Here is an 11,825-nt window from a genome sequence, read left to right on the forward strand (position 1 = left end):
TCCGCCGGGACCGGCCCCGGGCTGAGCCGGGCCTCCGCTCGGTCCCAGGCCCGCCCGTTTCCCCGCGGTTCGTAGTGCCGCAACTGCTGTGTACGGGCGACCAGCCGACGCAGTCCGGCGAGGTCACCCACCAGGCCGTGGGCGCGGGCCTGCAGCAGGATGTTGCCGAGCGCCGTGGCCTCGGCGGGCCCCGCTGTCACCGGCAGCCCGCTCGCGTCCGCCGTCCACTGGCACAGCAGCTCGTTGCGCGAGCCGCCGCCGACCAGATGGATCCGCGTCGGCTCGCGGCCCGCCAGCTCCGCGGCCCGCCGCAACGTCCTGCGATGGGCCAGCGCCAGGCTCTCCAGCACACACCGCACGTAACCCCCGGGAGCCCCCGGAGGCGTCTGCCCGGTCCGCAGCAGATACGCGTCGATCCGGGACGGCATGTCACCCGGCGCGAGGAACGTCTCGTCATCGGGGTCGATCACCGCGGCGAACGGCTCCGCCGCGGCCGCGTCGGTCAGCAGCCCGGCCAGACCGAGAGCGGGGGCCTCGCGGTCCCACGTCCGGCGGCACTCCTCCAGCAGCCACATGCCCATAATGTTGCGGAGGTACCGGACGGTGCCGTCGGCCCCGCGCTCGTTGGTGAAGTTCGCCGCCCGGGACTCCTCGGACAACACCGGGGCGTCCAGTTCCAGACCGGCCAGCGACCAGGTGCCGCACGAGACGTACGCGAAATCCGGCTCCCTCGCCGGCACCGCCACGACCGCCGATGCCGTGTCGTGCGAGGCGACGGTGGTCACCGGGGTCCCGGCCGGCAGCCCCGTGGCCTCGGCGGCGTGCGCCAGCAGTGTCCCCGCCGGATCGCCCGGCTCACGCAGCGGCGGAAAGAGCGAACGCGCCAGCCCCAGCCGCCCGATCAGTTCGTCCGACCAGCCACCGCCACGCGCGTCGAACAGACCGGTGGTCGACGCGTTCGTGATCTCCGCACCCACCGAACCCGTCAGCCAGTGCACCAGCAGATCGGGCATCAGCAACAGTGTCCGTGCCGCCTCCCACTGGGCCGTGGCACGGTGTGCCAGCAGCTGGAACACCGTGTTGAACGGCAGATGCTGCAAGCCGCTGACGGCATACAGTTCCGCCGCGCCGCAGCCGTCCGGCAGCCGCTGCGACATCCCTTTGCTGCGCCCGTCCCGGTAGTGGAACGGCATCCCGAGCAGCGCCCCGTCGGCATCCAGCAGACCGTAGTCCACCGCCCAGGTGTCGATGCCGATCGAGGCCACCGGACCACTGCGCCCGGCCGCCCGCAACCCGTCCAGCATCCCCTGGTACAGGGCCAGTACGTCCCAGTGCAGCCCGTCCGGAAGCCGCACCGGTGTGTTGGCGAACCGGTGCGCCTCGGTGAGCACCAGCGTGCCGGGACCGACCCGGCCCGTCATCACCCGGCCGCTGGTGGCACCGAGGTCCACGGCGGCGAAGACGGCGTCGCCGGCCGGGTGGTCGAATGAGTTCACAGCCATGGGGATCGTGTCCGGGTCATCGCAGGAAGGCTGCTGCGACACCGGCGTCGACAGGGATGTGCAGACCGGTGGTGTGCGTGAGGTCGCCGCCGGTCAGCGCGAACACGGCATTGGCGACATGCTCGGGCAGCACCTCGCGCTTGAGCAGGGTCCGCTGGGCGTAGAACTCGCCGAGCTTCTCCTCCTCGATGCCGTACGTCGCCGCCCGCTGGGCGCCCCAGCCGGCGGCGAAGATCCCCGAACCGCGCACCACACCGTCCGGGTTGATGCCGTTCACCCGGATCCCGTGCTCGCCGAGCTCCGCCGCCAGCAGCCTCACCTGATGGGCCTGATCGGCCTTGGTCGCCGAGTACGCGATGTTGTTCGGACCCGCGAACACGGCGTTCTTGGAAGTGATGTAGACGATGTCGCCGCCGAGGCCCTGAGCCCGCATCACCCGGGCGGCCTCCCGTGACACCAGGAACGAACCGCGCGCCATGATGTCGTGCTGCAGATCCCAGTCGCGCGCCGTCGTCTCCAGCAGCGGTTTGGAGATGGAGATCCCCGCGTTGTTGACGACGAGGTCCACACCGCCGAAGGCGAGCACGGCGGCCCTGAACGCCTCGGCGATCTGCTCCTCACTGGTGACGTCGACCGTCACCGCCACCGCCCGGTCGGCCCCGCCGAGGTCCTCGGCGACCGCGGCGGCGTTCTCCGCGTTCAGATCCGCGACGACCACACACGCGCCCTCGGCGGCCAGCCGGTGCGCGATGGCCTTCCCGATCCCCGAGCCCGCACCGGTCACCAGCGCCACCCGGGTGGCCAGCGGCTTCGGCTTCGGCATCCGGTGCAGCTTGGCCTCCTCCAGGTCCCAGTACTCGATCCGGAACTTCTCGGACTCCCCGATCGGCGCGTACGAGGAGACGGCCTCCGCGCCCCGCATCACGTTGATGGCGTTGAGGTAGAACTCCGCAGCGACACGGGCGGTCTGCTTGTCCTTCCCGAAGGAGAACATGCCCACCCCGGGCACCAGCACAATCGCCGGATCGGCGCCGCGCATGGCGGGCGAGCCGGGGACGGCGTGCCGCTCGTAGTACGAGCGATACGCCTCCCGGTACTCCTCGTGCAGCTCCCTCAGCCGCGCCCCGGCCTCGGCCAACGGCGCGTCCGCGGGAAGGTCTAGGACCAGCGGGCGGACCTTCGTACGGAGGAAGTGGTCGGGGCACGAGGTGCCCAGTGCGGCGAGGCGCGGATGCCCGGCGCGGGACAGGAAGTCCAGCACCGGTTCGGCATCGGTGAAGTGACCCACCTGGGGGCGGTCCGTGGACGCCAGGCCACGGATCAACGGGGCGAGCGCCGCGGCCCGTTCACGGCGCAGCCGTGCGCTCGGTGCCACCCGGTCCGGCAGCACGGGACCGAAGGGCTCGGCACTGCCGTGTTCCTGCAGGAATGCCTCGGCGGTACGGATCATCCACAGGGCGTTCCGTTCGCACTCCTCGGACGTCTCGCCCCAGGCGGTGATTCCGTGACCGCCCAGGATCACCCCGACCGCCCGCGGGTTGGCCTCCTTGACGGCCGCGATGTCGAGACCGAGCTGGAACCCCGGCCGGCGCCAGCCCACCCAGGCCACCTTGTCTCCGAAGCACTCGGCGGTCAGCTTCTCTCCGTCGGCCGCGCACGCCAGGGCGATCCCCGAATCCGGGTGGAGGTGGTCGACGTGCGCCGCCTCGACCAGGGCGTGCATGGCGGTATCGATGGACGGTGCGGCACCGCCCTTTCCGTGCAGGCAGAAGTCGAAGGCCGCCACCATCTCGTCCTCGCGCTCGACGCCCGGGTACACCTCCTTGAGGGCACGGACGCGGTCCAGGCGGAGTACGGCGAGACCCGGCTCTGTCAGGGTGCCGAGGTCACCCCCGGAACCCTTGACCCAGAGCAGCTCGGCCCCGCCACCGGTGACCGGATCGGCGCCGACGGCCTTCACCGACGTGTTGCCACCGGCGTAGTTGGTGTTGCGGGGATCGGAGCCGATCCGGTGCGCGCGCTCCAGAAGCGCTGCGACCTCGGGGTGCGTCGCGGACGTCATAAGGGTTCCTTCGGGGTGAGGAGTGCGGTGACGGCAAGAGGGTTGCGCAGACGGCTCAGGCGCCCCAGCCGGCCTGCGTGCCGCCCACCCGGGCGGCGGCGATGCGTTCCTGGTTGCCGGAGGCGAGGTAGGCGGCGAACGGGTCACGGGCCAGCCCCTGCTCCTCACGCACCTCGGCGAGCAGCGGCCGCACATCGGTGTTGTAGGCATCCATCAGGACGGCGTTCGAGGCGAGTACGTCGCCCGACTTCTGTGCGGTGCCGAGCGCGTCCCCGTCCACCAGCAGCGCCTTGGCGGTCGCCTCCTGCACATTGGCGACCGACCGGATCACCGCCGGGATCTTCGCCTCGATGTTGTGGCACTGGTCGAGCATGAAGTTGACGTTGGTCCCGGAGTTGAGACCTCCGTTCCTGACCACCTCGTGCATGATCCGGAAGAGCTGGAAGGGGTCGGCGGCGCCGGCCATCAGATCGTCGTCCGCGTAGAAGCGGGAGTTGAAGTCGAACGCGCCGAGCCTGCCCTCCCGCAGCAGGATCGCCACGATGAACTCGATGTTCGTGCCGGGTGCGTGGTGACCGGTGTCCACGACCACCTGGGCCTTCGGGCCGAGCTTCAGACAGTGCGCGTAGGCAGTGCCCCAGTCCGGCACATCCGTGGTGTAGAACGCCGGCTCGAAGAGCTTGTACTCCAGCAGCATCCGCTGGTCGTCGCCCAGCCGCTCGTACACCTCCGTCAGCGCTTCGGACAGCCTGTCCTGGCGGGCGACGATGTCGTCCTGCCCGGGGTAGTTGGTGCCGTCGGAGAACCACAGCTTGAGATCGGGGGAACCGGTCTCGTCCATGACGTCGATGCACTCCAGCAGGTGATCGGTCGCCTTGCGCCGCACCGCCGCCTCGGGGTGGGTGACCGATCCCAGCTTGAAGTCGTCGTCCTGGAAGACATTGGAGTTGATCGCACCGATCCGCAGCCCGAGGCTCTCGGCGTGCCGGGTCAGGGCGGCATAATCCGTCACCTTGTCCCAGGGAATGTGCAACGACACCTTCGGCGCGACCCCGGTGAAGGTGTGCACCTGCGCCGCGTCCGCCATCTTCTCGAACGGGTCGCGCGGCACCCCCGGCTGCGCGAACACCTTGAAACGGGTCCCGGAATTGCCGTAACCCCACGAAGGAGTCTCGATCACTTGAGACTTCAGGGCTGCCTTGACGGCCGACACATCAGACATGAACACCTCGTAAGCAGAGCCATCCGGCGACCGTAGCCGTCAGGATGATGTGAATCGTTTCAGCTGGAACGTACGCTAGGTTTGACACCAACGACTAGTCAAGCAGCTCGTCAGTCTTCGTTCTGGTTTGAATCAATTCACCACGGATCGGGGCGACCTGGCCGAAGACGGGCCGGGCCTGCCCGAGGGACTTCTCGGGCAGGCCCGGCCGGGTCAGGCGGCCGTCGCCGCGTGGCCTCTTCTAGAAAGCGGTGCGGTCGTCGCTGCGGGCGTCCTCGACCAGGTAACCGTCGTAGAGCCCGGTACGCGCCTTGCGCCGCCAGGGCCTGGCCAGGGCACTCGCGGGGTCCTGCGGACCCAGGTCGGCGACGGCAACTGAAGGGGTTCCGTCACGTGGGCACCGGGCAGCCCACTCACCGTCCGGGCCGATGATTCCCGCCGGGGTGTCTCCCTTGAGCTGGGCGGGTACGGCGAAACCGCCCCAGTACCGGTTGGTCGCCGCGTGTGCCCGCATCTCCGTGGCGAAGACCGTTCCGCCTCCCGTGGCACCTCCTGTGGTCGAGAACAACACGCAGTCGACGTCAAGGCGTTCGTACGCGCCGAAGAGCTCCGGGAAGTGGGCCTCCATGCCGAGCGCGCAGCCGAACCGGACGCCGTCCACCTCGAAGGTGACCGGTGCCGAACCCGGTGCGTACATGTAGGAGCTCTTCGTGTGCGACAGCATCCGTTCGTCATAGCGGGTCGCCACCTCGCCGCGGTCGGAGATCACGTACAGGCTGTTGTGCGGCCGGTTGGGTGCGGTGAGCCGGTGGGCGGAACCGAGCACGGTCCACAGCCGGAGTTCCCTCGCCAGCCGTGCGGTCAGGGCCAGTTCCTCCTGGAGCACGTCCCACCGGAACCGGCTCCAGTCCGACGGTCCCGCCTCGTCAGGGCCGTTGGCGGAGAGCAGCCGCTTGTCCGGGAAGCAGATCGCGCCCTCGGGGAACTGCACGACCCTCGCACCGGCCGCCCGGGCCCGGTGCATCAGGCTTCGTACCTCGGCCCCGCCGTCCCTCAGTTGGGGGCTGCTACGCGGGTTGACTCGGACCGTGGTCCGAGCCACGGCCAATCGCAGATGGTTGTCTTCCGGCATGACGTCTCCTCGGGGAGCCGAACGGAAATGCCGGAGGGCAGTCGAATAGGACTGGCCGGTCTTGGCGGCACGGGCGCGCACCCGGCGCTTGAGATTCCTGTGGGCTGTCATCTGGCCTTCCACGCCACGGGCGCGAGCCCCCCAGCGACCACACCCGAGACGATCGGACCACGACAGCGACCTGAGACAAGAAGTCCCTTTGCCTCCGTGGAAGACCGAGCTGGGGACGGCCGGAGGAGGTGAGGCGTAGGCCACGCAGTGAGCATGATTCCCGTCGTGCGCGGACCCCGTCAAGACCGGGAGCCGACCGGGCCACTGAGCGGCTCCGGACACCAGCCGCCCGGAGCCGCTCCGCCGGCCGTCCGCCCGGCACAGCTCAGTGCCCGCTGCCCGACATGCTCGGCTGGAGCGACCGGACGAGGTCGAAGAACCGGGACTCGTTGCCCGAGAGCCCGGCCCTCCTCAGCGCGCCGTCGGCCTCCTCGATCGGTGCGGCGAGCAACGGCATGTACAGAGGGGCGTCATCCGGGTCGCAGAGGGCAGCCCGGGTGGCCTCCAGTAAACGGACATACGCCTGCGCCGCGGCGAGTTCGTCATCGCGCATCTCAGCATCTCCAGGTCAGAGGTGTCGGACCCACAAGCATCCCCCATGGGTCTGACAACGCGGGCGTGGTCCCTATCGGCCGTCCGGCCGACGCGCACCGGCCGGTGGTTCGACCTCCAGGAACCTTCGGCGGCGCGGCCCGCGGTACAGCAGCGCGATCCAGCCCGACTCCCGCAGCACCGCGGCGCACCGGGTCAGCTCGCCGTCCTCCTCGTGCGCCGCCCCGCTGCCGGGAGGCCCGAGCCACTCGACCCGCACGGTGCCCGACGCCGTACCGGCCTCCACCCGGTACCCGGTCGCCGTACGCCGCCCCGACGCGTCAACAGCCGACGCGGACAGCCCCGATGCCTCCAGCGCGAGGGCGACGGCCCGTACCGGCCTGTGCAGTTCCCACGGGGCCGGCACGGCCTCCGGGGCCGCGTGCCCGGTGTTGGTCAGCCGCCGTATCTGCACCATCCCGGCGAACGCGGTCCGCACCGCGGCGGCACGCCTCTCCGCCGGGCCCGGGGGTGACGGACCCTCCCCGGTAGCCGGTTCGAAACCGGTCTCCTCCTCGGCGCTCATCCGCCTCCCCTTTCGCCCGTACGCACTGACTGCCAGTGTGCGCCGCCCCACTGACAACGAGGCCCGGACACGGAACGCGAGGTCAGACGCCGCCCCTGAGCACCTTGCCCGGGTTGAGGATGCCGTGCGGATCGAGCGCCGCCTTCACCGCGTGGTGCATGCCGAGCACGGCGGGTCCCAGTTCCTTGTTCATGCCGCGCATCTTCAGCAGTCCGACCCCGTGCTCACCCGTGACCGTGCCGCCGAGCGCTATGGCGTCGTCCAGGATGTCCTCGAAGGCCGACTGGGCGCGGGCGCGTGCCGCTTCGTCACCCGGCGGCGTGATGATCAGGGGGTGCAGATTGCCGTCGCCGGCGTGGGCGATGTTGGCGACCAGGATGTCGTGCCGGGCCGCTGTCCGTTCGATCCGGGCCAGCATCTCGGGAACCGCGGTCCGCGGTACGCAGACGTCCTCGGTCAGGACCGGGCCGAGCCGTTCCAGCGCCGGATAGGCCAGCCGCCGGGCCTGGAACAGGGCATCGGCCTCCTGCTGGTCGGTGGAGACCGCGGCCCAGGTCGCGCCGGCCCGTTCGAAGCAGTCCCGGATCAGTTCGGCCTCGGCGTCCCCCTCGGCCCCGGGGGTGTCGACCCGGCCGAGCAGCACCACGTCCGCGTCCGCGGACAGTCCCATCTTCTTCCAGGCGTCCACGGCGGCGAGGCAGTGGCGGTCGACCAGTTCGAGCGCGGACGGGATGACGCCGGACGCGGTCACGGCGCTCACCGCCTCACCGGCGGCGACCACCGACGAGAAGTAGCCGGCCACCGTCCGCTCCTGGAGCCGTGCCGGACGCAGCCGCACGGTGATCTCGGTGATCACCCCGAGCGTGCCCTCGGAGCCCACCATCAGCCCGGCCAAATCGTATCCCGCCACGCCCTTGGCGGTACGGCGGCCCAGTGAGACGACCTCGCCGAGCCCGTTGACCACCTCAAGGCCGAGCACGTAGTCGCGCGTCACGCCGTACTTGACGCAGCACATGCCCCCGGCGTTGGTCGCGACGTTCCCGCCGATGGTGGACCACGGTGAACTGGCCGGATCAGGCGGGTACCAGAGCCCGTGCTCCGCACCGGCAGCCCGCAGATCGTCGTTGACCACACCGGGCTGGACCACTGCCAGCCGCTCGGCCACGTCGATGCCGACGATCCGGTTCATGTCCTCGAACGACAGGACGATCGCCCCGTCGACGGCGTTCGCGCCGCCGGACAGACCGGTGCCCGCGCCGCGCGGCACCAGCGCGATGCGGTGGGCGAGACAGTGGCGCACCACATCCCGCACCTCCTCGGTGCTCTGCGGGCGGACCACGGCCAGCGGCATCCCGTACGGAGCCCACTCGGCCTCGTCGTGCTGGTACCGGGCCAGGCCCGCCGGATCGGTCAGTACCCGCCGGGCCGGAATGCTGTCGACCGGTGTGTTCGCCACGATGCTGGCCACCTCCCATAAAGATGTATTGCCCACCATTGTCGCGCGGAGCTGCCGGTCCATGGGGGAGGCCCCCTTCGCTGGTTCCGGAGCCCGCGGTCGCCGTGCCCGGCCCAGCAGGACGTCTCCAGAAAGGACACCACGTGGACCGGGCCCGCGGTGAAGCTCGATAGGCTCGGCCGTTCATGGACCCCGCACACCGGAGGACGCAGGCACCGTGCCCGATAACGACCGAACTCCCGGCACCGACCACGCGGACAGCACCGGCCGGGCCGGCCTGCGCGCCGACTGCGGGAACTGCTTCGGGCTGTGCTGTGTCGCGCTGACCCTGACCCGGTCCGCGGACTTCGCCATCAACAAGGATGCCGGTAAACCCTGCCGCAACCTTCAAGACGACTTCCGCTGCGGCATCCACACCCGGCTGCGTACCGAGGGCTTTCCGGGCTGCACCGTGTACGACTGCTTCGGCGCCGGCCAGAAGGTCTCCGGGGAGACCTTCGGCGGACAGGACTGGCGCGGGGCCCCGGAGAGCGCCCAGCAGATGTTCCAGGTCTTTCCGGTCATGCGACAGCTGCACGAGCTGCTCTGGTATCTGACGGAGGCGGCCGAACTGGCACCGGCCCGCCCCCTCCACGGCGAGATCGGCCGCGCCCTCGACGCGACCGAGCGCCTCACCCACCTCGACGCCGACGCCTTCGCGGACCTGGACATCGCGGCACACCGGGACGAGGTCGCCGCCCTGCTCTCGCGCACCAGCGAACTCGTACGCGCCACCGCTCCCCGCAAGAAGAAGCGCAACCACCGCGGCGCCGACCTCATCGGCGCCCGCCTCAAGGGGGCGGATCTGCGCGGCGGCGACCTACGCGGCGCCTACCTCATCGCGGCGGACCTCACCGGCGCCGATCTCAGGCTCGCCGACCTCATCGGCGCGGACTTCCGGGACGCGGAGCTGTCCGGTGCCGATCTGACCGGAGCGCTCTTCCTGACGCAGTCACAGCTGAACGCCGCCCGGGGGAACGCCGCCACCCGGCTCCCTTCGTCGCTCGGCCGCCCCACGCACTGGGAGCGCTGAGGGCGGCCGAGGGTCATGCCCGGGGCGCGTCCCCGTTCAGCGGGGCCTCCACTGCCTCCTTCAGCCGCCGGAGCGTGGTGCGGATGTTGCCGCGCTGGAACTCGGCGAACGTGTGCCCCCGGGTGGCCGCCCGGTCGAACGCGTTGGCCACGAAGTCCGGCCAGCGGCGGCGGTCGTCGGTCCAGGTCTCGGTGACCCGCGTGCCGCCGTCCACGGCCTCGAACCGGTACTCCCACGTGGCGATCGCGCCGGGGAGCCGAGGCCGCCGGGCACCGATCGCGTGGACCCGGAAGGCGAACCGCTCGCCCGGATCGGCCGCGGTCACCGTGCACCGTGTCGTCCAGCTCATCGGCCCGCGCTTGTTGCGCCCTCGAAGACCATGCCGACGTACGCGTCCCGGCGCTTCCCGAGCACCTTCGCGCCCCGGTTCTCCGGGCTCCAGCGGCCCATCGCGGTCGGGTCGCTGAGCTGCTCGTACACGGCCGAAGGGGCGGCGAGAACGACGATGCCGTCCGACACGGACATGGTGCGGCCCATGAAGCACTCCCGATCCGCGGCCGACTCCGGCAACCACCGGGCGTCGGGCCGACCGCACGGCCGACGGGCTCCCGGGCCCCACATAGGCCCCGGCAGAGGGCGCCCGCGGACCGGACCCAGTGGCCGCCGCATCCGGCGCCCGGTACCGGGACGCACCCGGTTCCGAGAAGGCTTCCGGTATCGAGAACGCTTCCGGTCCGTGGTTCGTTGCACAGGGTGGCGTATCCGGAACACCACCGGCAACCGGACCGAGGAGCCCCGCACATGCCCAGCCGCACAGACCCCAGCCGCACCGAGCCCGGCAGCACCGACGCAGGCCGCACCCGCCTGATCGAACGGCTCATGGAGCAGTTCCCGCACGTGCCGCGGGAGGCCGTGATCAAGGAGGACCTGCTGCGCGGCGGCCTGGCCTTCGACGAGTCCGCGCTCAGTGACAACGAGGGTGGTGACGTCAAACCGAAGTCGTACTTCATCTTCTCCTTCGACCACGGCACCCTGCCCGAGCTGGGGGCCGCCGCCCTGCGCCGGCCGCCGGAGGAGATCGTCCTCACCGGCGGACCGTACGAGCTGCGGCGCACCGTGGTCTCCGTGCGGGTGAATCCGGCGTCTCCCTACCGGGTCGCGGCCGATGACGACGGAGTGCTCGGGCTCTACCTCGACGGCAGGCGGATCTCCGACGTAGGGCTTCCCCCGATGCCCGACTACTACCGGCACACGCTGGAGAACGGCAAGTCCGTGATGGAGGTCGCGCCCACCATCCAGTGGGGCTACCTCGTCTATCTGACGGTCTTCCGCGTCTGCCAGTACTTCGGTGCGAAGGAGGAGTGCCAGTACTGCGACATCAACCACAACTGGCGCCAGCACAAGGCCGCGGGCCGCCCGTACACCGGAGTGAAGCCGGTCGAGGAGGTCCTTGAGGCACTGGCCATCATCGACCGGTACGACACGGCGAAGACGTCCACGGCCTACACGCTCACCGGCGGCGCCATCACCTCGCACATCGGCGGCCGGGACGAGGCCGACTTCTACGGCCAGTACGCCAAGGCCATCGAGGAGCGCTTCCCCGGCCGGTGGATCGGCAAGGTCGTCGCCCAGGCCCTTCCCAAGGCCGACGTGCAGCGGTTCCACGACTACGGCGTGCAGATCTACCACCCCAACTACGAGGTGTGGGACCCCCGGCTGTTCGAGCTGTACTGCCCCGGCAAGGAGCGCTACGTCGGCCGCGACGAATGGCACCGCCGCATCCTGGACTCCGCCGAGGTCTTCGGCGCCCGCAACGTCATTCCCAACTTCGTCGCAGGCGTGGAGATGGCCGAGCCGTTCGGCTTCACCACGGTGAAGGAGGCCATCGAGTCGACCACCGAGGGCCTGCGGTTCTTCATGTCGCACGGCATCACGCCCCGCTTCACCACCTGGTGTCCCGAGCCCACGACCCCGCTGGGGAAGACGAACCCGGACGGCGCACCGCTGGAGTACCACATCCGGCTGCTGGACGCCTACCGTTCGACGATGGAGGAGTACGGGCTCAGCTCGCCCCCCGGCTACGGTCCGCCCGGTCCCGGACGCGCGGTGTTCTCCGTCAGCTCCTTCATGGACAGCCTGCCGGCCCGTCCCGACGACGAAACGCCCTGACCGGTCAGCCGGCCGACGCATCCGCCGCGGCGGCGAGCTCCC

The 11,825-nt window shown here is 70.6% G+C and carries 9 protein-coding genes and 1 pseudogene; 2 read left to right on the forward strand and 8 right to left on the reverse strand.

The features are described from left to right. From J1C73_RS13320 to J1C73_RS13350, 7 genes are all read right to left on the reverse strand, one after another. A partial coding sequence (locus J1C73_RS13320) for a rhamnulokinase (RefSeq protein WP_207316555.1) occupies positions 1 to 1,502 on the reverse strand: 1,502 nt, incomplete at its 3' end. 16 nt (positions 1,503 to 1,518) lie between these two features. Then, complete coding sequence (locus J1C73_RS13325; protein ID WP_207316556.1) at positions 1,519 to 3,564, reverse strand: bifunctional aldolase/short-chain dehydrogenase; 2,046 nt, start codon at positions 3,562 to 3,564, stop codon at positions 1,519 to 1,521. Between the two features lie 55 nt (positions 3,565 to 3,619). Then, a complete protein-coding gene (gene rhaI, locus J1C73_RS13330; protein ID WP_207316557.1) occupies positions 3,620 to 4,786 on the reverse strand; it encodes an L-rhamnose isomerase in 1,167 nt (388 codons plus the stop codon). 241 nt (positions 4,787 to 5,027) lie between these two features. Beyond that, a complete protein-coding gene (locus J1C73_RS13335; protein WP_242644109.1) occupies positions 5,028 to 5,918 on the reverse strand; it encodes a carbon-nitrogen hydrolase family protein in 891 nt (296 codons plus the stop codon). Between the two features lie 376 nt (positions 5,919 to 6,294). Further along, positions 6,295 to 6,522, reverse strand: a complete 228-nt coding sequence (locus tag J1C73_RS13340) for a hypothetical protein (RefSeq protein ID WP_073733868.1) — start codon at positions 6,520 to 6,522, stop codon at positions 6,295 to 6,297. A 72-nt stretch (positions 6,523 to 6,594) separates the two neighbouring features. Next, the gene (locus J1C73_RS13345) at positions 6,595 to 7,086 is read right to left on the reverse strand and encodes a hypothetical protein (RefSeq protein WP_207316559.1); all 492 of its coding nucleotides are present in this window, start codon (positions 7,084 to 7,086) and stop codon (positions 6,595 to 6,597) included. 82 nt (positions 7,087 to 7,168) lie between these two features. Beyond that, positions 7,169 to 8,542, reverse strand: coding sequence for an FAD-binding oxidoreductase (locus J1C73_RS13350; RefSeq protein ID WP_207316560.1), 1,374 nt, complete (start codon positions 8,540 to 8,542; stop codon positions 7,169 to 7,171). A 217-nt stretch (positions 8,543 to 8,759) separates the two neighbouring features. Here J1C73_RS13350 and J1C73_RS13355 point away from each other — a divergent pair, with 217 nt between their 5' ends. Next, positions 8,760 to 9,614, forward strand: a complete 855-nt coding sequence (locus J1C73_RS13355; protein ID WP_207316561.1) for a pentapeptide repeat-containing protein — start codon at positions 8,760 to 8,762, stop codon at positions 9,612 to 9,614. Positions 9,615 to 9,627: 13 nt separating this feature from the next. Here the strand turns inward: J1C73_RS13355 and J1C73_RS13360 are convergent. Beyond that, positions 9,628 to 10,151: pseudogene (locus J1C73_RS13360) on the reverse strand (SRPBCC family protein). A 264-nt stretch (positions 10,152 to 10,415) separates the two neighbouring features. On the opposite strand from J1C73_RS13360, the gene J1C73_RS13365 reads away from it, so the two are divergent. Further along, positions 10,416 to 11,783, forward strand: coding sequence for a radical SAM protein (locus J1C73_RS13365; RefSeq protein ID WP_207316562.1), 1,368 nt, complete (start codon positions 10,416 to 10,418; stop codon positions 11,781 to 11,783). Positions 11,784 to 11,825: the final 42 nt, after the last annotated feature.

Origin of the sequence: Streptomyces laculatispora (genome assembly GCF_017353455.1) — a bacterium.
Taxonomy (GTDB): domain Bacteria; phylum Actinomycetota; class Actinomycetes; order Streptomycetales; family Streptomycetaceae; genus Streptomyces; species Streptomyces laculatispora.